This window comes from Bacillus sp. CGMCC 1.60114 (assembly GCF_042676365.1).
GTDB classification, from domain to species: domain Bacteria; phylum Bacillota; class Bacilli; order Bacillales; family Bacillaceae_G; genus Bacillus_A; species Bacillus_A rhizoplanae_A.
The window spans coordinates 203102-224380 of sequence record NZ_JBHTHG010000012.1; the positions used below are offsets into that span (position 1 = coordinate 203102).

Annotated in this window: 17 protein-coding genes and 4 pseudogenes; 9 read left to right on the forward strand and 12 right to left on the reverse strand. The window is 35.9% G+C overall.

Going from position 1 to position 21279, the window contains the following annotated elements; genetic code table 11:
* Positions 1-441: 441 nt before the first annotated feature.
* Positions 442-1620 carry a M20 metallopeptidase family protein gene (locus tag ACFQZ1_RS07035; RefSeq protein ID WP_377881399.1) on the reverse strand — a complete coding sequence of 393 codons (1179 nt, stop codon included), beginning with the start codon at positions 1618-1620 and terminating at the stop codon, positions 442-444.
* 319 nt (positions 1621-1939) lie between these two features.
* On the opposite strand from ACFQZ1_RS07035, the gene ACFQZ1_RS07040 reads away from it, so the two are divergent.
* Genes ACFQZ1_RS07040 through dltD form a run of 5 tightly spaced genes read left to right on the forward strand, consistent with a single transcriptional unit; the run spans position 1940 to position 6270 of the window.
* Positions 1940-2086 (forward strand): teichoic acid D-Ala incorporation-associated protein DltX, encoded by a 147-nt coding sequence (locus tag ACFQZ1_RS07040; protein ID WP_377881400.1) that lies wholly within the window; start codon positions 1940-1942, stop codon positions 2084-2086.
* Between the two features lie 12 nt (positions 2087-2098).
* Complete coding sequence (gene dltA / locus ACFQZ1_RS07045) at positions 2099-3613, forward strand: D-alanine--poly(phosphoribitol) ligase subunit DltA (RefSeq protein WP_377881401.1); 1515 nt, start codon at positions 2099-2101, stop codon at positions 3611-3613.
* Entirely contained in the window at positions 3610-4800 is a 1191-nt protein-coding gene (gene dltB, locus ACFQZ1_RS07050; protein ID WP_377881402.1) for a D-alanyl-lipoteichoic acid biosynthesis protein DltB, read from the forward strand. Before dltA ends, dltB begins: the two co-directional genes overlap by 4 nt.
* Before the next feature lie 58 nt (positions 4801-4858).
* Positions 4859-5098, forward strand: coding sequence for a D-alanine--poly(phosphoribitol) ligase subunit DltC (dltC, locus tag ACFQZ1_RS07055; RefSeq protein ID WP_377881403.1), 240 nt, complete (start codon positions 4859-4861; stop codon positions 5096-5098).
* Positions 5095-6270 (forward strand): D-alanyl-lipoteichoic acid biosynthesis protein DltD, encoded by a 1176-nt coding sequence (gene dltD, locus ACFQZ1_RS07060; RefSeq protein WP_377881404.1) that lies wholly within the window; start codon positions 5095-5097, stop codon positions 6268-6270. The genes dltC and dltD overlap by 4 nt, the downstream gene beginning before the upstream one ends.
* 33 nt (positions 6271-6303) lie before the next feature.
* Here the strand turns inward: dltD and ACFQZ1_RS07065 are convergent, their stop codons facing one another.
* A complete protein-coding gene (locus ACFQZ1_RS07065) occupies positions 6304-7389 on the reverse strand; it encodes an NAD(P)H-dependent flavin oxidoreductase (RefSeq protein WP_377881405.1) in 1086 nt (361 codons plus the stop codon).
* Between the two features lie 112 nt (positions 7390-7501).
* On the opposite strand from ACFQZ1_RS07065, the gene ACFQZ1_RS07070 reads away from it, so the two are divergent.
* Together ACFQZ1_RS07070 and ACFQZ1_RS07075 are read left to right on the forward strand one after the other, a co-directional pair.
* Positions 7502-8404, forward strand: a complete 903-nt coding sequence (locus tag ACFQZ1_RS07070; protein WP_377881406.1) for a S66 peptidase family protein — start codon at positions 7502-7504, stop codon at positions 8402-8404.
* 131 nt (positions 8405-8535) lie between these two features.
* The gene (locus ACFQZ1_RS07075) at positions 8536-8808 is read left to right on the forward strand and encodes a hypothetical protein (RefSeq protein ID WP_377881407.1); all 273 of its coding nucleotides are present in this window, start codon (positions 8536-8538) and stop codon (positions 8806-8808) included.
* Positions 8809-8834: 26 nt separating this feature from the next.
* On the opposite strand, the gene ACFQZ1_RS07080 is transcribed toward ACFQZ1_RS07075, so the two are convergent.
* Positions 8835-9233 (reverse strand): SseB family protein, encoded by a 399-nt coding sequence (locus ACFQZ1_RS07080; protein ID WP_377881408.1) that lies wholly within the window; start codon positions 9231-9233, stop codon positions 8835-8837.
* A 456-nt stretch (positions 9234-9689) separates the two neighbouring features.
* On the opposite strand from ACFQZ1_RS07080, the gene ACFQZ1_RS07085 reads away from it, so the two are divergent.
* The gene (locus ACFQZ1_RS07085) at positions 9690-9872 is read left to right on the forward strand and encodes a DUF3913 family protein (protein WP_377881409.1); all 183 of its coding nucleotides are present in this window, start codon (positions 9690-9692) and stop codon (positions 9870-9872) included.
* Between the two features lie 24 nt (positions 9873-9896).
* Here ACFQZ1_RS07085 and ACFQZ1_RS07090 read toward each other — a convergent pair whose 3' ends face one another.
* The 3 genes and pseudogenes from ACFQZ1_RS07090 to ACFQZ1_RS26680 all read right to left on the reverse strand — a co-directional run.
* Positions 9897-10925, reverse strand: coding sequence for a CPBP family intramembrane glutamic endopeptidase (locus ACFQZ1_RS07090; RefSeq protein ID WP_377881499.1), 1029 nt, complete (start codon positions 10923-10925; stop codon positions 9897-9899).
* Between the two features lie 130 nt (positions 10926-11055).
* A pseudogene (locus ACFQZ1_RS26675) lies at positions 11056-11373 on the reverse strand (ABC transporter permease); the annotation flags it as partial.
* A gap of 278 nt (positions 11374-11651) precedes the next feature.
* Positions 11652-11983 (reverse strand): annotated as a pseudogene (locus ACFQZ1_RS26680) (winged helix-turn-helix domain-containing protein); the annotation flags it as partial.
* Between the two features lie 109 nt (positions 11984-12092).
* On the opposite strand from ACFQZ1_RS26680, the pseudogene ACFQZ1_RS07100 reads away from it, so the two are divergent.
* Positions 12093-13004: pseudogene (locus ACFQZ1_RS07100) on the forward strand (DMT family transporter).
* A gap of 104 nt (positions 13005-13108) precedes the next feature.
* Here ACFQZ1_RS07100 and ACFQZ1_RS07105 read toward each other — a convergent pair.
* The 6 genes and pseudogenes from ACFQZ1_RS07105 to ACFQZ1_RS07130 form a co-directional block, all read right to left on the reverse strand.
* A pseudogene (locus tag ACFQZ1_RS07105) lies at positions 13109-13221 on the reverse strand (ribonucleotide-diphosphate reductase subunit beta); the annotation flags it as partial.
* Between the two features lie 156 nt (positions 13222-13377).
* Complete coding sequence (locus ACFQZ1_RS07110) at positions 13378-14595, reverse strand: acyl-CoA dehydrogenase family protein (RefSeq protein ID WP_377881410.1); 1218 nt, start codon at positions 14593-14595, stop codon at positions 13378-13380.
* A 12-nt stretch (positions 14596-14607) separates the two neighbouring features.
* Positions 14608-15795: a CaiB/BaiF CoA transferase family protein gene (locus tag ACFQZ1_RS07115; protein ID WP_377881411.1), complete on the reverse strand. Its 1188-nt coding sequence runs from the start codon at positions 15793-15795 to the stop codon at positions 14608-14610.
* Between the two features lie 100 nt (positions 15796-15895).
* Positions 15896-17278 (reverse strand): putrescine aminotransferase, encoded by a 1383-nt coding sequence (locus tag ACFQZ1_RS07120; protein ID WP_377881412.1) that lies wholly within the window; start codon positions 17276-17278, stop codon positions 15896-15898.
* Positions 17279-18772 carry an aldehyde dehydrogenase family protein gene (locus ACFQZ1_RS07125; protein WP_377881413.1) on the reverse strand — a complete coding sequence of 498 codons (1494 nt, stop codon included), beginning with the start codon at positions 18770-18772 and terminating at the stop codon, positions 17279-17281.
* A gap of 367 nt (positions 18773-19139) precedes the next feature.
* Positions 19140-21269, reverse strand: coding sequence for a sigma 54-interacting transcriptional regulator (locus tag ACFQZ1_RS07130; RefSeq protein WP_377881414.1), 2130 nt, complete (start codon positions 21267-21269; stop codon positions 19140-19142).
* Positions 21270-21279: the final 10 nt, after the last annotated feature.

Consider the following 21279-nt stretch of genomic DNA (forward strand, 5'->3'; position numbering starts at 1 on the left):
CTTTTTTAAAAATTAATGAAAAGGTACAAGCTTGTCCGGGAGACATGCATATACTATGAATGAGCATAGTTCTTTCTTAACCCTCTCTAACGGAAAGAAATTGAAGCAACTGCGATATTCGCAGTTGCCTTTTTTTATCCTAGCATATACTTAATAAATGAAAGAGATTTCTCGTGAAAATAATCCCCATATGTTTTGAAAATTAATGAAAAGGTACAAGCTTGTCCGGGAGACATACATATACTATGAATGAGCATAGTTCTTTCTTAACCCTCTCTAACGGAAAGAAATTGGAGCAACTGCGATATTCGCAGTTGCCTTTTTTTATCCTAGCATATACTTAATAAATGAAAGAGATTTCTCATGAAAGGGCTTCCCATATGGACTGAATTTATTCAACTAATCATAAGTGAGGACCGTAGCACTGATGGAAGTTTCACTTTATCGTTTCAATAGCTTCATTGCCGCTTGCAAAAATAATTGCGCGCCACGAATTAGTGCTGTTTCATCCACATCAAATTTCGGATGATGATGTGGATAGCAAGTATCTTTGTTTATATTTCCCGTTCCTAACTTTACAAAACAGCCTGGAGCCTTTTGTAAGTATGCAGAAAAGTCCTCACCTCCCATAGAAGGGGAAAGAGAGATAATACTTTCTTCTCCAAATAATTCAATGGCACTATCTTCTACTATCTTTGTTACATAGGAATCATTTATTACCGGATCATAGCCATAACGATACGTATATGAGTACGTTGCATCATGCGCTGCTGTAATCCCCTTTACAATTTGTTCAATCATTTCTTTAGATTCTTGTCGCAATGTGTTTTCAAAACAACGCACCGTGCCTACAATCGTTGCCGTCTCAGGAATAATATTATCAGCTGTTCCTGCATGAAATTGCGTGACTGATACCACTCGTTGTTCAAATGCATCCGTGCGTCTTGACACAAGATGTTGCAAATTCGTAATCATTTGTGCACCAATTGCAATAGGATCCACTGTTTGTTTCGGATGAGCAGCATGTCCTCCTCTTCCTTTAACTTCAATTGTAAATACATCCGGTGCTGCCATCATTGGTCCATAAGAAATTCCTATTTGTCCACTCTCTAGTCCTGACATTACATGAAGACCAATGACATAATCTACCCCGTCCATAACTCCTGCTTCCACCATCTCTTTTCCTCCACCAGGGTATTGTTCCTCAGCATGTTGAAACAACAGACGAATTTCTCCATCCCAGTCCTCATTATATTTCACTAACGCCTCAGCTACGCCCAACAAAATTGCTGTATGTGCATCATGACCGCAAGCATGCATAACTCCTGGTACAATAGATGCATATGGTTTCATCGTTTGCTCCTGAATTGGAAGTGCATCTATATCTGCTCGAATGGCGATGACGTTGCCAGAGCCTTTCCCTTTTCGCCTTGCCATTACACTACATGTTGTTGGCCTCGTTAGGTCAAAATAAGAAAATGAGTGTAATGTATCATATATAAACTGTGCTGTATGCTTCTCCTGAAATGACAATTCAGGGTGTTGATGTAAATAACGTCGCCACATTCGAATGTTTTCTTCAGAAAGATATAATGACCAATCTACTTGTGATGATTTCATTCGTTTCAACTCCCTATTCTATTTTCAACAATCTTTCTACATCATCATGATAGTAACCCTTTGTATAACAAGATTTTATGTACTATTTTAGTTAGAAGAAATATAATCATGCCTCTTTCAAATGCAAAGGAATTACAATTCTATCTGGAATGTAATATAATTGTTAAGTTGGGGATTTTCTTTTTTTATATTTAGTGCTACTATCAGAAAAGAGCCTTTTGATATTACACTTTCCTAAAATGTGGAATTTCTGTGTTTTTCAAAGTGATGTAGGATATGATACTTACATACGGATACTATTTTGTAGAGGGGGAAAGACATGAAAACTTTAAAAGAACTATGGTCTCAACCACTCACGCAATGGCTTGCAAAAACTTGTTATTACCTTGCGATTTTACTTGCTTTACTATGGTTGTATGGATTCCAAGAGACAAACACAAGTACATTTATTTACAATGAATTTTAGGGTGGGAGCGTTATGAAGTTATTAGAACAAATCGAAAAGTGGGCAGCTGAAACGCCTGACCAAACCGCTTTCGTTTGGCGAGATGCGAAAATTACGTACAGACAACTAAAAGAAGACTCTGATGCATTAGCATATTGGATTTCTTCTCAATATGGAGATGACCGTTCGCCTATTATGGTATACGGACATATGCAGCCAGAAATGATTGTCTGTTTCTTAGGGTGTGTCAAAGCTGGTCATGCGTACATTCCAGTTGATGTATCCATTCCAGTTGATCGTGTGCTACGTATTGCAGAAAGTTCTGGTGCAAAGCTACTTTTATCTCCAACAGATGTTACAGTGGCTGATTTACCAGTTCAGATTGTTGACGGAACTAAATTAGAAGATATTCTTCTTACTCATAAAGGAAACAGAGCAAATCCTGAACATGCAGTACAGGGTGAAGACAACTTCTACATCATTTATACATCAGGAAGTACAGGAAATCCAAAAGGTGTACAAATTACCTATAATTGTCTTGTAAGCTTCACAAAATGGGCAATTGAAGATTTCAACTTACAAACAGGACAAGTCTTTTTAAACCAAGCACCATTCTCATTTGACTTATCTGTTATGGACATCTATCCGTCATTAGTAACAGGTGGTACACTATGGGCAATTGATAAAGATATGATTGCACGTCCAAAAGATTTATTCGCTTCTCTAGAACAATCCGATATACAAGTTTGGACGTCTACACCATCTTTTGCAGAAATGTGTTTAATGGAACCATCTTTCTCAGAAGGTATGCTTCCAAACATGAAAACATTCTTATTCTGTGGTGAAGTATTATCTAATGATGTTGCAAGAAAACTATTAGAGCGCTTCCCAAAAGCTACTATTATGAATACATATGGACCAACAGAAGCGACTGTTGCTGTAACTGGTATTCATGTAACAAATGAAGTAGTAGATAAATACCAATCACTTCCAGTTGGTTACTGTAAATCAGATTGCCGCATCATCATTATGAAAGAAGATGGTACTGTTGCACCTGATGGTGAAAAAGGCGAAATCGTAATCGTTGGCCCAAGTGTAAGTGTTGGATACTTAGGAAGCCCTGAATTAACAGAAAAGGCATTCACTGTTATTGATGGCGAACGTGCTTACAAAACTGGTGACGCTGGTTATTTAGAAAATGGACTTCTTTTCTATCATGGTCGTCTTGATTTCCAAATTAAATTACATGGTTATCGTATGGAATTAGAAGAAATTGAACATCACCTTCGTTCATGTTCATATGTGGAAGCTGCTATAGTACTTCCAATTAAAAAAGGTGAAAAATACGACTACTTATTAGCAGTTGTTGTTCCAAGTGAACATTCTTTTGAAAAAGAATTCAAATTAACATCTGCAATAAAAAAAGAACTCAATGAACGATTACCAAATTACATGATTCCACGAAAATTCATGTATCAATCTTCTATTCCAATGACACCAAATGGAAAAGTAGATCGTAAAAAATTATTGAGTGAGGTTACAGCATGACCCCATATGCATCATTTTATTTTTTCGTGATTGTAGGCATTTTGCTTATCCCTACCATCATTGCTGGGTTAAAAGGGAAAATGCTGCGCAAATATAATGCAGTTGTTACACTTATTATGCTGGCTATTATCTTTTCTGATAAACCAACACAAGCTGTTGCATTAGCGATATTTGCAATTTGGCAATTCATTTTGATTAAAGGGTACTTAACGTTGCGACAACGTGATAACAAAACAAGTACCTTTTGCATTGCTGTTATTTTATCGATTTTACCGCTTATCTTAGTAAAAATTGCACCTGTTGTACCAGCTTTAAAATCAACCTTATTTTTTGATATACCAGCTATAAAATTTGTCGTATTTCTTGGTATATCATACGTAACCTTTAGAGCGGTACAAATGATATTTGAAATTCGTGATGGGCTTATTAAAGAAGTTTCACTATTTAAGTTTTGGGAGTTTCTTCTGTTCTTCCCAGCGATTTCAACAGGCCCGATTGATCGGTATCGTCGCTTTCAAAAAGATGTAGAGAAACCACCATCAGGTGATGAATATAAGGAAATGCTTTATACGGGAATCAATCGTATTTTCCAGGGTTTTCTTTACAAATTTATTATTGCGTATTTAATTAAAACTTATATTTGGGATGCAGCAATTTCTAAACAAGATACATTTCTTTCATTTATGACTGATATGTACTCGTATAGTTTATATCTATTCTTTGACTTTGCAGGATATAGCGCATTCGTAATTGGTGTAAGTTATATGATGGGTATTAAGACGCCTGAAAACTTTAACAAGCCGTTTTTAAGTCGTAACATTAAAGACTTCTGGAACCGCTGGCATATGACATTATCTTTCTGGTTCCGCGACTTTATTTATATGCGCTTTGTCTTTTTTGCGACAAAGAAAAAACTAATTAAAAACCGTTATACAATTTCTTATATCGGTGCATTTTTAAACTTTGGAATTATGGGAATTTGGCATGGACTAACGTGGTACTATATTACGTATGGCTTATATCATGCAATTTTGTTTATTGCGTTTGATATATTCGAACGTAAAAATAAAAAGCATAAGTTTTGGCCAAATAATAAATTTACACATGTCCTTGGAATTATCATTACATTCCATTTCGTTTGTCTCGGTCTCCTACTCTTCTCAGGTAACCTAGGTAGACACTTTTAGTTAAAAACTTCTTAGGAAGTTACACATAATATATTATGGATATAAAGGAGAATACACAATGGCTGAATTTAAAGATCAAGTATTAGATATTTTAGAAGAAGTATGTGAAAATGATATCGTAAAAGAAAATACGGATGTACAATTATTTGAAGAAGGTATTCTTGATTCTTTCGGTACAGTATCTTTATTAGTAGAAATTCAAGAGCGTTTAGGTATTGAAGTGTCTATTTCTGACTTTGATCGCGACGAATGGGCAACACCAAACATGATTATCAAGAAACTGGAAGATATGCGATGAAAAAACCAACGTTTGGCCCGATGCTTCTAGCATTTGTTCTTTTTTGCGTGGTGTTATTTATCCCATCACGCTTCCTTTTACCACTTATCGGGGAGCAAAAGGTCAACGATGCCTCAACATCTTTAAAGAAAGAAATGTTCCAAGGCATTGCACTGCAACAAAAGGCGCTAGAAGATCCAAAATACCTTCCGATGTACGGTTCATCGGAATTTTCTCGGTTAGATGTATATCATCCATCTAACTACTTTAAAGTGAAAAATGAAGAATTTACTCCGTTTCTTATCGGTCGTGGTGGAACACAAAGTCTTACTCATGTGTTAAATTTATCATCATCAATGGATCAGTTAAAAGATCGCAAAATTGTCTTCGTCCTTTCACCGCAATGGTTTGAAAAACAAGGGTTAGACGAAGTTCATTTTGCGCCAAACTTTTCATCTCAACAAGCTTATCATTTAATCTTTAACAATGAATTAAAGCCTGAAATGAAAAAGCAAATTGCAAACCGCTTATTAAGTTTTGAAATTGTTCGTAAAGATACACTCCTAAAAACTTCTTTAGAAGGAATCGTATATGACGATACAAAACATAAAGTGAAAGCAGCGGTAGCAAAACCATTTGCGTACGTATATCGTAACATTTTGGATCGTAAAGATTTAGTTACATCAATGTTTGATATTAAACCGCGAAAAACACATACGGATCCTGAATTAAAATCCCTTGCATGGAACGATATTCGTAACCGTGCAGAAAAAACTGGTAAAGCGGAATCTCAAACGAATCCATTCGGTATTGAAGATCCCTACTATGACCACAAGATTAAGGATAAATTAAAACGTCTAAAAGGATATCGAGCAAATGAATCATTCGAGGAATCCCCAGAATATGATGATTTCCAATTAGTTTTAGACATTCTAAAACAATCGGGCGCAAAACCATTATTCATTTCTGTTCCAGTTAATGGTCCATGGTATGATTATGCTGGATTCCCGAAAGAACGACGTGATGTATACTATAAAAAAATAAATGAACAAATCGAAAAAGCTGGATTCCCAGTTGCAGACTTTTCAAGCCATGAATATGATAAGTATTTCTTAAAAGATACGATGCATCTAGGTTGGAAAGGCTGGGTATATGTCGACGAGGCGCTTCAGCAATTTTATAAGAGTAACTAAAAAAGAACGCTTGCATTTTCAAGCGTTCTTTTTTTATATATAGATTGTACTTTGTAATCTTTCTAATGTCTCTTTCGTTTCTTTAATCACGCGCATTATAATTTGCTCCGCCTCATCTGTTCTGGCTAATGCTGAAGCTTGTCCTGCCCAAAGTGACATATATTTACTATTATTTTGTATCGCTGCTGCTTGGCGAATTTCTGTTGTTAATACATTTTGAATTGGATATACAGGAAATTGTCCTTCTTTACTTTCCAGCTTGTCAATAAAAGTATTTCGGATTCCTCTCGCATATTTACCCGAAAATGCACGAGTCATTGTTGTACTTTGGTCTGTACTCATTATAATTGCCTCTTTATGGGCCTCATGAGCTACACTTTCATAACTCGTTAAAAATGCTGTCCCCATTTGTACCCCTTCTGCACCAAGTGCATAGGCTGCCACCACTCCCCGTCCGTCCATAATCCCTCCTGCCGCAACAATCGGAATATGCGGAACGGCATCAACAAGCTGCGGAATAAGCGCAGTTGTTCCAATCATAGAATCTTGTTCTTTTCCTAGAAATGTCCCGCGGTGTCCTCCTGCTTCACTTCCTTGACCAACAATAATATCTACTCCTAGATGGGCCAATATCTTCCCTTCTGCTACATTCGTTGCCGTACCAATTATTTTTATACCATTTCTTTTTAATAATGCTATTTCCTCCTGTTTTGGTGTATCAAAAGTAAAACTAAAAACAGGAACATTTTCCTCAATAAGAACTTGCAGCTGTTCTTTATAACTTTCCGGCAGCTGTAACGTTTGCTTCGCTATTCCCAATTGCAATTTTTCTCGAATGGGCTTTAACAGGTCTTGTGTCTCTTCTACTTGTTTTTCGTCAATTTGCACTTCTTCTGTAATAAATAAGTTCACTGCAAACGGCTTATCTGTTAACCCGCGAATGGTACGAATGGCTAAACGGATTTGTTCAGAACTCATATATCCTGCGCCCAATGTACCCAATCCTCCACTGTTAGATACAGCTGCTACTAGCTCTGGGGTTACAATTGTTCCCGCCATCCCAGCTTGAATAATAGGATATGTAATTTGCAGTTTTTCACATACTCGACTATGGAACATCTTTTCTTCTCCCCTTTCTCTTATACTTTCTTGTCACACCAAATGGTTTCCTTCTTTTCATAAGGATTGAATATCATATAAGCGAATATAATGAAAAAAAGGGGGGAATTTGATGCAGTATCCTAAACCGTTACAATACGGAGATACCGTTATGATTATTGCTCCAGCAGGTCCACCATCTATAGAACATATTCTTCAAGCAAAACAGAAATTGGAGGAAATTGGACTATCCGTTATAATTGGACAGAGCGTACAAGAAAAACAAGGCTATTTAGCCGGAGATGACGCCATTCGTGTTCATGACTTACATAAAGCCTTTGCAGATCCATATGTAAAAGCTATTTTTTGTGCAAGAGGAGGATATGGTACTGGTCGCATTCTACCTTATATTAATTATGCACTAATTCGCGATAATCCAAAAATTTTCTGGGGATATAGCGATATTACTGCTCTACATATTGCTTTTGGACAATTTTCACAACTCGTTACTTTCCACGGTCCCATGATGGAGGAAGTTGGAAAAGGTCTTGATTCTCTTTCTTTTTCCTCCTTCAAACAACTTTTCCATCCGTACTCTATCATTTTAGAAGGAGCAGAATTTATTCATTCTTTCGCTTGTTCTATTACCGCTCCTCTTGTAGGGGGGAATTTAGCTGTAATTACAAGCACACTCGGTACACCTTACGAAATTGATACAAGAAATAAACTACTTTTATTAGAAGAAATTGCAGAAGAACCGTATCGCATTGATCGCATGTTAAATCAATTGCGCTTAGGAAGGAAACTTGAACAGTGTGCCGGCGTTATCTTTGCAAGGTGTCACAACTGTACATCTCAAAAACCATCGTTATCTATTTCTGAAATTCTATATGATTACATTACATCTTATAATATCCCTCTTTTAAGCGGTTTACCAATTGGGCATATACAACCAAACATAGGAGTGCCTCTTGGCGTTCCTGTTACAATAAATGGGCCACAAAAGATACTTTCCATATCCTCTGGTATCAAGTGAAACTTCTATAAGAGAGGGCTTCTTCATCCCCCACCAATCTGCTTCGTTTTCTCTGAATCTTGAAGAGGGAATCTCATATTTCCCGTTAATGCGAGGTAAATTTTTATAGAAATAAAAAAAGGAGAAGCTACTTGCTTCTCCTTTTCTATTCATTAATTCTTATTGTTGTTATTGTTGTTATTCCCGTTATACCAATTATACCAGCAACAGTTGTTTTTATTTTTGTTATTATTATTGTTATTCTTGTTGTTATTGTTGTTATTGTTGTTATTATTATTATTACGGTTATTCCAATAGTTCCAGTTATTCCAACAGCAGTTGCTATTGTTGTTGTTGTTGTTGTTGTCGTTATTGTCGGCCATCTATCTCCATCCCCCCTTGGTCAAGCTACTAATACTATATGACGCATAGGAAAAATGGTAACGGTACTTTATAGATAATAATTAAAAATTCTTCTTGAAGCAATATCAGCAATTTCTGGAGGTGTAAATGTTTTATCGAGATCTGTACCAATATTTAAGACTGCTGTTGCTTCAGCATCAATGCTATCAAATAACTCTTTTCCACGAATCGTAATAACAGGTACATCTTCAGGCAGTACGGCCTGTAAAAATTCAAGCTGTGTAAAGAATGGTAAAATCCATCTTCCATCACCTTGGAAATAACGTAAATGCACTGTTCCTTGTGAATCTCCTTCTTCAATATCAACTGTCCCTGCAACATAAACGTATGTTGTTAACAATGTCTCATAAAATTCTTTTTGCTTTTGTTTATCATCATCAGCTAATGCTAATAGCATTTCTAGTTTTTTTACTGGAATATGTGCCATACGTTGCCACCCCTGTTTTCAAAATTATTGTAATGTAATTATACAAAATATTCTTATTTTTTTCTATAAAATTATTCTTTATTTTCTTACTATAATATTAAAGAAAAAATTCTCCTTTATTACAAACTTAATCCCGCTATTTTGGGGCAGTATGACTCCCACCTCAAAATTCAGAGAAAAGCGAAGAAGATAGGTGGGGGATAACTGCTGGCATGTGCCCGACTGATGGAAGCTTCACTTTATCTAAGCAATTTAAAACTTCTTCTGCGGTAACAAGTGTTACACACGCATCGTAAAGAGTCAAAGATGTCATTCACACCTAATATTAAACATGTCTTTCCTTGCTGAAAAATTTTTTTGCTGAATTCATTCAAAAAATACATAAAAACCCCTTACAAAAAGAATAAAAATGTATTATCATGTATTAAAATACAAAAATAAGAAAGGGGCATCACAGTGAAAATCTGGTTTTATGAAAAAACAACGACAATGGATGATTTGCTCGGTATATGGGACAATGTCCCAACTATTCCGAGAATCGGTGAAAAAGTAGAAATTTTAAAAAAAGTACGTACTGTAACAGATATTAAATATATAAAAAACGGTAATAATTTTCATGTAGAAATACTTATTTACTAAAGAGAAAAGCTCTCCGTATTTCCTTTAGGAGAGCCTTTCTCTTTCATCTACTTTTTTAATCACAATCATATCATCAACTAGTTCCACTTTTACGTAATCACGTTCTTCTAAACACAAATGATTGACAGCTTCATCAGGCAATTCCACAGCCATATAGCGTTCTGTTAATACAACTTGACTATATGCGGCTTGCTGTGCAATCCAGTTGACTTGTTTTTCTTCTTGAAGCACTCGTAGTGATGGCAATCCAACTTCTTTTACCATGCGCCAATTGTTACGAATAAAGGGAACAAGCCATAATAAACTAATGATAATAACAGCAATACCAATCCATAAATTACTTTGTGCTTGAAGATCAGCGATTTTCGCTGTTTCCTGTGCATGGCTAGTATCGCTAAATTGAATAATACTAACAATACTATTGTTGAAAGCATGCACAATAATATTCGTCCATAAGCTTTTTGTCTTAATATATAACAAGCACATAACGACACCAAATAAAAACGCACCAATCACATCTATATGTCCAAATCCAAAAATGAGTGAAGAAACAATAATAGCACGTTTCACCCCCCATTTATACGCCATTCGATTTAAGAAAAAGCCGCGAAAAATTACTTCTTCCATAATTGGTGCAAATATACAAGCTGAAATTACACTAAAAATCTTTGTAGAAGTAGTGCTCATATCAATAACATTTCCATCATTTAATAAATTAACTAGAAAGTCAGGAATCAGCTGAGCTAATATGTAAAACTGAATAAAAGACATACCAAATGAAAAAATCATTCCCATAGCAGTAGCAATCAAAATTAACATCCATGGAATTGATGCTGGTTTATCAAAAAAACTTGTAAATACTGCGTTATGTTTTTTCATCTTATAAAATAGCCAAAGTAATGGAAAAACAAAGAAAACCAATGTTTCTGAAACAAACTCAAATGAACTACCTTCAATACCTATTATTCCCAATGGAAGATATGTAATGAATGCACCTAAAATCATCCATCCAAAAAAACTACGAAGTCGAATACGTGAAAATACAAGATTAATAGAAAACACCCCCAACATGCTATATTTATATTATAGTATTAATACGCCGTAATATTTTCTTTTATTTATTCTTTTTATATCATCCTATAACCGCAGAAAATAAATCCCCGCTTAGCGGGGATTTATTTTCTTATAGAACATCACGCTTTTGGAACAATGCACTTGAAGCAACCAGTAAAACAACAAAATGGGCTAAAACAAATAACAATGAAGTTGTAAAGCTAAATTCTCAAAACATCGGTTTGGCCCCTTGACTTATCAACTCATTACTATCATACATATTTAAATTCAAGTGAAACATTACAATATATTTTGCTATACCCTTAGCAAATTGGAATAATAGTATTTTTAGCATTCCTTCCAGAAAAAAGAAAAATAGTGTAATTACTAAAGGTAAAACTGATTTTCGAAAAATATTAGCTAGAAAAAATGCAACTGTTGGATAAAATAATACGCCCTCGGCAAGCGCTGCTTCAAAAAGCTTTTGCATCGATATAGACGGAAGAATTTTTATCCAAATAAAAAAGCCCCCTTTAGGAATATTCCAGGTTGCAATTCCCCATAAATATTTCTCTAATGCTTCTAACATTGTACGGAGACGAATGGTGAGATTTACTCTAACCGTTTCAAGGTGTTGAGTATATAAACCGCTTGACAACCATTCAGCAGCTGCCCATTGTGATAATGAACTGGACCCATAATCAATTTGCATTTTAATATCAGCTAAACGATCGATTGATTTGGCTTATAAAACCCTGTTTTTACAAACTTATTCCAATCAGGGGGGCGGTATTTGCTAGTAATGTCCATGTATTATTGATTACTTTTGTACTAGCACCCATTTTCCCTTCAATTAACCCTTCCGCTTTTAATTCTTCTAAAGCTGTAACAACTGTACTTCGGTTTACTCCAAACAATTTAGCTAACTCACGTTGTGTCGGAAGCTTACTTCCTATCGGCCATTCCCCGCTTATAATTTTATTTTTTATATAAACTACAATTTGTTGATACAACGAGAGATGCGATAATTTGCTTAGTTTCCTATTTTCCTTCTCCATTAAAATCACCTACATTTGGTTGGTTTGTAAAACAATACAATTGGTTGAAGACATTTTATTAAATCCTTATTAACATAAAGGTCAATTAACATAATAAGGATGTGAAAATATGAAGAAACAGTGGGATTTTCGAATCATAGCTGCTTATGGATCTACAATTTTTCTTTGGGCTTCCGCTTTTCCAGCCATACGAGTCGGATTAGAATCCTATACTCCTGAGCATTTAGTTTTGCTTCGCCTATTAATCGCTTCGCTAGCGCTTATCTTCTTTGCTATCTTGACTCGTATGCAACTACCAGAATGGAGGGATATCCCTATTATTCTCGTATTAGGTTTGCTAGGGTTTACTGTTTACCATGTAGCCCTAAGTGCCGGAGAAGCAACTATTCATGCAGGTACCGCAAGCCTACTCGTTTCTACTTCTCCCATTTTTTCATCCATATTAGCTGCTTTATTTCTGCATGAACGATTTGGGCTTCGGGGGTGGATTGGATCTATTATTAGCTTTTGTGGTGTTGCTATTCTTTCATTAGGAAAAGATGGTTATTTCACGCTGAATAGCGAGGTTTTGTTAATTCTTCTAGCATCCTTTTCAGAAAGCATATACTTTGTGTTTCAAAATCGATATTTAAATAAATACGGGTTTCTTGCATTTACTTCCTATACAATTTGGTCTGGTACATTTTTCATGCTTCTCTTTCTCCCAGGATTAGGAGAAAGAATTATGCATTCATCTATAGAAACAACACTTAGTGTTGTTTATTTAGGTCTCTTTCCTACTATGATTCCTTATTTTGCTCTAGCTTATATCATATCACGTATAGGAACATCAGAAGCAACAACCTCTTTATACTTAACACCCGCTCTAGCAATTATTATTTCTTGGATATAGATTGGAGAAATTCCTACCGTTTTCTCAATAATAGGAGGGATAATAACTATATTCGGCGTTATTATAACAAATATAAAAGTTGATAAAAAAGAAACCCAAATAATGAAATTTGACCAAAATATTTTGTAAACTATAAATCTTACTTACCAAATGAAGAAAAAGGCTGTCTCCAAGAAGGAGATAGCCCTTTTCTTCATCTTGCTATATTAAAACTCAAAAATAAACTCCTTATCCTATAACTTCTGAACATTCGTTGCTTTTACATAACCGTCCCTCTTACAGAGAAAAAATCATGTTTTTTCGTATGAGTACGTAAACCATTTAACACAATTGGATTAATTTCTTTTTAACTTTGTCCCGCTATTCGCCAGCAGTAAGACCCCTATCTCGAGATTCAGAGAAAAGTGAAGAAGATAGATGGGGGATAACTGCTAGCATGCGCCCGATTGGGTGGGCTTTCCATCAGTTTTGGATGCAGACCCCCACTGATGGAAGTTTCACTTCATTTCGTTACCATTTCTGCCTCATTTTCTTCAAAAGGCCACTTCGGTAACATGTTACGAAGCTCCTTATCAGAACGATATCCAAGTGCGTATTCCGCTTGCATAATCGTATGAATTTCACGTGTTCCTTCGTAAATAACTGGAGCTTTTGCATTTCGTAAATATCGTTCTACTGGGAATTCATTCGAATATCCATAGGCACCGTGCACCTGCACTGCATCATTTGCCGCTTCAAATGCAGCATCACAAGCAATCCATTTTGCTAAAGATGTTTCCTGTGTATTACGTTTCCCTTGATTTTTTAACCATCCTGCTTTATAGACCAATAAACGCGATATTTCAAGATTCGCAGACATTTTCGCAATCATCTGCTGTACAAGCTGATGTTTTCCAATTTCTTTTCCAAATGTTTTACGCTCTTCACAATACTTTACACTCGCTTCTAAACTTGCTTGAATGAGCCCACACGCCCCTGCCGCTACTGTAAAACGGCCATTGTCTAATGATGCCATTGCAATTTTAAATCCTTCTCCCTCTTCTCCAAGAAGATTTTCCACCGGCACTTTCACATCATCTAGAAATACTTCTCCTGTATTGCCCGCTCTAATACCAAGCTTTCCTTTTATCGCTTTTGTCGATACCCCAGGAAATGTTCGTTCTACGATAAAACAAGAAATACCGCGGTGCTTTAATTCTGGATTTGTTTTTGCAAAAATTAAGAAGTGGTCTGCAACATCACATAAAGAAATCCATGTTTTAGATCCATTTAATACGTAGTAATCGCCTTGTTTTACCGCTGTTGTTTGCATAGCAACAACGTCTGATCCTGCATTTGGTTCAGTTAAACCGAATGCCCCAATTTTTTCACCTTTCGCTTGTGGAACAAGGTATTTTTGTTTTTGTTCTTCTGTTCCCCATTGGAGAAGTGTCATGCTATTTAATCCCGTATGTACAGATACAGCTGTACGGAAAGCTGTGTCACCACGTTCTAATTCTTCACAAACAATAGCGAGCGTATTATAATCCATACCAACACCGCCATATTGCTCTGGAATACAAACGCCCATAAACTGTAACTCAGCTAAACGCTTCAAGATCTTTTCTTCAAAATGTCCTTTTTCATCCCATTCTTTAATGTATGGAATGATTTCATTATCTACAAATGATCTCACTACTTTTCTGACACTTTGTTGTTCTTCTGTTAAAGAAAAATTCATTTGTACTGCCTCCTATATCCATTGGTTTTTTTTCATTTCCGTAATGCTTTCCTGCGAATACCCCAGTTCTTTCAAAATCTGTTCTGTATGTTCCCCGTGGAGTGGCGGATGTTTCTGCATCCGCACTGGTGTCTTTGCAAGTTTTAATGGTGAACCTACAAGTGTAAGATTTTCAATGGTTGGATGTTCCATATGAATTGTCATATCTCTCGAAACTGCCTGCTCTGTTTCTAACGCTTCCTTCACATTGAGAATTGGTCCATTTGGAATCCCTGCTTCATCCAAAAGTTGTTTCCAGTCCTCTTTCTTTTTCTTTTTCATTTCTTTTGCAATAATGTCTACAAGTTCTTCCCTATGCAAAAGACGATTTGCATTTGTTTTATAGCGATCTAAACGAGATAAATCTTGTCTACCAAGTAACAAACAAAACTTATGAAACTGTTCATCATTTCCAACTGCAACAACAAGATCTCCATCCTCCGCCTGAAATACTTGATACGGAACAATATTCGGATGCTGGTTTCCAAGTCTCTCTGGCAATTCTCCTGTACACAAATAATTGCTTGCTACATTTACTAATGCCGCTAATTGTGAATCAAATAAAGAAATATCAATTTCTTGCCCTTCTCCTGTTCTATTTCGGTGCTGCAAAGCGGCTAAAATCCCAATACACGTAAAAAGACCTGTGAGCACATCTGCAATCGCAACTCCTACTTTTGCAGGCTCTTCGTCCTTTCCTCCTGTTATACTCATAAGTCCACTCATTGCTTGAATCATATAATCATAACCAGGAAGATGTGAAGCAGGACCATTTTGGCCAAAACCACTAATAGAAGCTAGAATAATGTCTTCCTTCACCTCTTGTAACACTTCATAACCAAGTCCCATTCTCTCAAGTGTTCCAGGCTTGAAATTTTGTACAACGATATCAGCATGAGAAACAAGTTTTTTCAAAACATCCTTTCCCATTTGTGATTTTAAATTTAATGTAAGCGACTCTTTATTACGATTCGCACAAAGAAAGTAAGCGCTTTCTCCTTCTACGAAAGGTGGTCCCCATCCTCTCGTATCATCGCCATTTCCAGTATTCTCAATTTTTATTACCTCTGCTCCCAAATCACCAAGAATCATCGTACAAAAAGGACCGGCAAGAACCCGAGATAAATCAATAATTTTGATTCCGTGTAATGCTCCCTCCAACCCCTTCTCCTCCTATAGTAAAAACCAGTAAAACCAATTAGAGCAAACATAAGCATGGTGGTTTTACTGGTTTGTTTTTACACGTTATTGTATGGAATGATTATTGTACTTTTACTTGTGCTAACACTGATTCGAAAGTATTGATTACCATATCTACTTCTTTATAACTAATTGTAAGAGACGGTTCAATACGAATTGTTTTTGAATTAATTAACGTTCCTGCAACAAGGATGCCTCGATCAAACATTGCCTTCGATACTTCATAACCAATTTCATCTTTATGGAATTCGATACCAATCATTAAACCTTGACCACGAATTTCAAATACTTTGTCTTCATGTCCTTCCGCAGCCTTTTTCAACCCGTTTAAGAAATACTCCCCAACTTCCGCAGCTCGTTCTGGTAATTTGTCTTCCAATAATACATGGATTGTTGCAATTGCAGCAGCACATGCAAGTGGATTTCCACCAAATGTTGTTGTATGCATGAATGGGTTCTCAAACCAACTTTTAAATACTTTTTCTTTGGCAACAATTGCACCAGCTGGCATTACACCACCGCCAAATGCCTTCGCAAGACAAATAATATCTGGTACTACATCATATAATTCTGCAGCAAACATTTTCCCTGTACGTCCCATTCCAGTTTGCACTTCATCAAAAATGAGTAGTGATCCAAATTCATCACAGAGTTCTCTTACTTGTTTTAAATAATTTTCTGGAGGTAAAATAATACCGCCTTCCCCTTGAATTGGTTCTAAAATAACAGCTGCAACATCTTCCCCTACTAATGCACATGTTTCAAATGTTTTTCTCATCATCTCGATATCGCCAAATGGAACGTGACGGAAACCTGGAATTAATGGTAAAAATGGTTTACGGAACATTCCTTTTGCTGTTCCAGATAAAGATCCAAGACTCTTACCGTGGAAGGCACGTGTTGTTGAAATGAAAGTTGTTCGTTCACTATACATTTTTGCTAGTTTCAATGCCGCCTCCACACTTTCTGTACCACTATTTGTAAAGAAGGCATATTTCAAATCACCAGGTGTAATATCCGCTAAAATCTTTGCAAGAATCGCACGAAGTGGATCTAGTAAATCCTGACTATGCAATGCTTGACGCTTTAATTGATCCGTTACAGCTTTTACCACTTTCGGATTACGGTGTCCAACATTATAAATCCCGAATCCACCTAAACAGTCAATATACTTTTTACCATTGATATCCATAAAACAAGATCCTTCATCAGACCATTCTACTGCTGCAAATTGCCCATCTTTTGTTACTGTTTTTCTATATGCAAGAAAACCAGGATTGACATGCTCTCTAAATCCATCTACTGTTTCTTTTTGAATCCAGTTAGCCTCTTCTTCGGAGACCTTTTCTTTTTCAATTAATTGCAGTACTTTCGTAATATAATCATTTACATTTGAATTGTTTACATCCTGCTCATTGAATTTACTTTCTACATTCGTCACCATTTATTTCACTCCTATAGTCTTTTTATTTGCAAACCAACCAATTGGTTCTACTTCTAGATTTATATTAATCTGCTTAATTTCTTGGAATTCTTCTAAACCAAACGTTCCTAAACTACGACCGATACCACTTTGCTTATATCCGCCCCAAGGCGCCTCGTTGTATGTTGGATGATAGCTATTAATCCACGTAATCCCTGCGCGAAGCTTGCGGATTACGCGCATCGCTTTTGCGCCATCAACTGTAAATACGCCTCCAGCTAAACCGTAATCTGTACCGTTTGCTAGCTCAATTGCTTCCTGTTCATCCTTAAACTTTTGGATAACTACAACAGGACCAAAAATTTCTTCCTGCACAATACGCATATCAGGTTTTACATTGACAAAGACTGTTGGTTCAATAAAGAAACCATCACCTTTTCCACCCGTTGTAATACGCTTTCCTCCGCAAGCAATTTCTGCTCCTTCGTCTTTCCCAATCTCAATATAGCGTAATACTTTTTCCATATGCTCTTGACTTACAAGTGGTCCCATCTCTGATTCTAGGTTATCACCAGATCCAACATTAATTTGTTTTGCTCGTTCTACGAAATGAGTAACAAATTTATCGTAAACGCTTTCTTCTACAAGGATTCTTGATCCCGCTGAACACACTTGTCCAGTACCTGCATAAATACCAAACAATGCATAATCAACAGCAGTTTCAAAATCTGCATCTGCAAAAATAATATTTGGAGATTTCCCGCCAAGTTCTAGCGAAATCTTTTTCATATTATCTGCCGCTGTTCTCATAATGTGTTTTCCTGTTTTTGTTCCACCTGTAAAGGAAATCATATCGACTTTATTACTTGCTGCAATCTCATTTCCTACTATTGGGCCAGCACCCATCACCATATTCGCAACACCTTTTGGCAATCCTACTTTCTCAAAGATTTCAAATAACTTTGTTGCAGTGATTGGTGTAACCTCAGACGGTTTAAATACAATCGTATTTCCAGCCGCTAAAGCAGGTGCAATTTTCCATACACTCATTAATAACGGATAGTTCCAAGGAACAATTAATCCACAAACACCAACTGGTTCTCTGACTACCATAGCTTGCATTGGATCAGCTACATGATATGTTTGTCCATCTGGTTTTGTAATAAGCCCAGCATAATAACGAAAGCAAGCTGCCGCATCTCCGATATCGCCCTCTGCCTCGCGATGTGTTTTTCCATTATCCATTGTTTCAAGACGTGTAAGTTCTTCCTTATTTTTATCAATTTCATCTGCTATTTTAAATAAATAAGATGCTCTTTCAGCAGCGGATGTTTCTGACCAAATTCCGCTATCAAAAGTCGCTCTTGCCACTTCTATTGCTTCTTTTGCATCCTCGATCGTTCCTTCAGGCGCATATGCGATAACCTTGCCATTCGCAGGGTTAATAATAGGTCGTTTCTCTTGATTACTAGACTCTCTCCATTCACCATTTAGATACATTTTTAAATCTAGCATTATATATAATCCCCCTTTGTCGATCGTTCATATATTATATAAGCAATAACTGTGCCAACATTTGAAATACCAAGTAATCATACAAAAACTGACTATTTCTTCAAATAAAATGAAACTTCCATCAGTGAGGGTTTTCTTCATCCCCCACTGATGGAAAGCTCTCACCAATCGGGCGCATGCCAGCAGTTATCCCCTAGCTATCTTCTTCGAGTTCCTTACAATCTTGAGGCGGGGGGTTTTACTGCCCGTTAATGCGGGATAAAACATACGAACCTATGCATTTTTGCATAGGTTATTACATTTTGCATAATTACAACAAAAATAACAAAGAGAAAGGAGTAGTCCATGCAAACTTCTCCTTTCTCTTTTAGAAATATGGAATTGTATCAACTGCTATTTCCTTTTCGTTCATGATTTTTTGATATTTACGACTAACCGAAGATTGACTAATTCCAAGAGCTTTTGCGGCCTTCGTCGTTGTTTTATACTGCTTCATCGCAAGTAAGATTAATTGCTCTTCTACAGAATGTAAAGCTTCTTGTAATGGTAAGACCCTTGTAATAACTGGCTTTGATTTTTTAAAATCATAACCAGGGGTTAAAAATTTGCTAACAAATTCAGCTTCAATAACTGGATCATCTGCTGATACTACTAAACGTTCAATCATATTTTGTAATTCTCGTACATTTCCCGGCCATGAATAAAATTCTAGTAAATTCATTGCATCAGGAGTTAAATGGTAGTTTTTATTATATTTTTCATTTAATTGTTGTAAGAAATGAAATGCGAGTACTGGAACGTCTTCCATTCGTTCCCTTAACGGGGGAACTTGCAGCGGAATTACATTTAAGCGATAAAATAAATCTTCACGGAACGTACCAGTTTCCACCATTTTTTCGAGACTTTTATTTGTGGCCGCAATAATTTGAACGTTTATTTTCGTAGGTACCGTACTTCCGATTGGAATTACTTCTTGCTCTTGTAACACCCTAAGTAATTTCACTTGCAAATGTAAAGGCATTTCTCCAATCTCATCTAAAAATAAAATTCCTTGATCTGCTCGCTTAAAATATCCTTCTTTTCCATTTTTATCAGCACCAGTAAAAGCACCTTTCGTATATCCGAACAGCTCACTTTCCAATAATGATTCTGGTATCGCACCGCAATTTAATTTTAAAAACGGCTTTGAAGATCGATTTCCCAGTTGATGAATTGCTTGAGCAATCACTTCTTTTCCAACACCCGATTCTCCAGAAATAAGAACATTAGAAGAAAAATCAGCTATTTTTTTAGCTTGATTAATAATTTGTTCCATTTTCGGACTACAATAAATAAGTTTTTTAAGAAAACGATCTTTATTTTTAAAGTTGTCCAATTCCTTCTTATATTGTTCAGATATCTTTTTCATCTCATGCAATTCCGTCTTTAATCTCGTTGCTTCTGTAATGTCCCTTGATGCAATAATAATACGATGCAGTTCACCGGTTTCACTAAACACAGGGTTTCCAACCGCTAATATTTTTCTACCACTTTTTGTTTCCTGTACAACCGATACCTTTTTCTTTTGTTCTAGTACCAAACGAGTAACAGATGGACTAAATAAACCTTTTCGCTCTAAATCTAAAAGATTTTTTCCTAAAAGATCCTTTAAAGCTCCTCCCCAAAAATCATTGATAATGGTTTCACTATAACGAATTAATTCCCCTTTATGATTGACTACTAATATTTCATCATAAATACTAGATAAGATTGCATTTAAATCTTTATTTAAATCCTTTATATATTCAATTTCCATGGCCATATCCTCAACCATTGGTAAATCTTGTACAATAATAACCATTCCTTCAATGCTTTGATCGAAACTAGGAATCGGACTGTAATCAACTAATACTCCCATCTCATTTGTTATTTGTAACTGATTTAAAATCGTTTTTCCCGTTGCGTATACATTGTTAATATGTTCCCCATTAAAAATCTGATCTGCTGGTACATTCAATACTTTTTCAGAAGTAGATTTAATCATCTTTAAACCAGATTCGTTACAATTTACAATTTTCTTTTCCCTGTCTACCACAAAAATCCCCATTGGAATAGACATTAAAATGATTTTTAGTATATCTACACTTTTATTTTCTTGTTTAAATAATTCTGCAAAAACATCCTCTCTTCTTATGTATCCTTTTAACTCTCCTATTTCATCTTTCACAATGGCAATAGGCGCCCCAATAATTTGAAAGAGAGCCGTTAAGGAAATAATTTTACTAAGGTGACAGATTGTATCTAGTGAAACAGCATTTGAAAGTAATGCTTGGGCAGTTAATTCCTCATTTCTTGATAGCAGATCCTTTACATGGACGTATGCAAATAATTGATCATCCCTTTTTAAAAACAGAAAAGGTTCTTTTATATTTTTAACATCTATATTCCATTCCTGTTCAGGTTGATCAATAGGTAGAGAAACAATCTGTCTAATTTTTTTATGAGCAATGGAAAACATTCCGCTACCC

Coding starts and splice junctions, on each gene's coding strand:
- ACFQZ1_RS07110 (WP_377881410.1), bottom strand. CDS start 14,595: ATGAATTTTTCTTTAACAGAAGAACAACAAAGTGTCAGAAAAGTAGTG.
- dltA (WP_377881401.1), top strand. CDS start 2,099: ATGAAGTTATTAGAACAAATCGAAAAGTGGGCAGCTGAAACGCCTGAC.
- ACFQZ1_RS07125 (WP_377881413.1), bottom strand. CDS start 18,772: ATGCTAGATTTAAAAATGTATCTAAATGGTGAATGGAGAGAGTCTAGT.
- dltD (WP_377881404.1), top strand. CDS start 5,095: ATGAAAAAACCAACGTTTGGCCCGATGCTTCTAGCATTTGTTCTTTTT.
- dltB (WP_377881402.1), top strand. CDS start 3,610: ATGACCCCATATGCATCATTTTATTTTTTCGTGATTGTAGGCATTTTG.
- dltC (WP_377881403.1), top strand. CDS start 4,859: ATGGCTGAATTTAAAGATCAAGTATTAGATATTTTAGAAGAAGTATGT.
- ACFQZ1_RS07080 (WP_377881408.1), bottom strand. CDS start 9,233: ATGGCACATATTCCAGTAAAAAAACTAGAAATGCTATTAGCATTAGCT.
- ACFQZ1_RS07065 (WP_377881405.1), bottom strand. CDS start 7,389: ATGTTCCATAGTCGAGTATGTGAAAAACTGCAAATTACATATCCTATT.
- ACFQZ1_RS07070 (WP_377881406.1), top strand. CDS start 7,502: ATGCAGTATCCTAAACCGTTACAATACGGAGATACCGTTATGATTATT.
- ACFQZ1_RS07130 (WP_377881414.1), bottom strand. CDS start 21,269: ATGTTTTCCATTGCTCATAAAAAAATTAGACAGATTGTTTCTCTACCT.
- ACFQZ1_RS07040 (WP_377881400.1), top strand. CDS start 1,940: ATGAAAACTTTAAAAGAACTATGGTCTCAACCACTCACGCAATGGCTT.
- ACFQZ1_RS07120 (WP_377881412.1), bottom strand. CDS start 17,278: ATGGTGACGAATGTAGAAAGTAAATTCAATGAGCAGGATGTAAACAAT.
- ACFQZ1_RS07035 (WP_377881399.1), bottom strand. CDS start 1,620: ATGAAATCATCACAAGTAGATTGGTCATTATATCTTTCTGAAGAAAAC.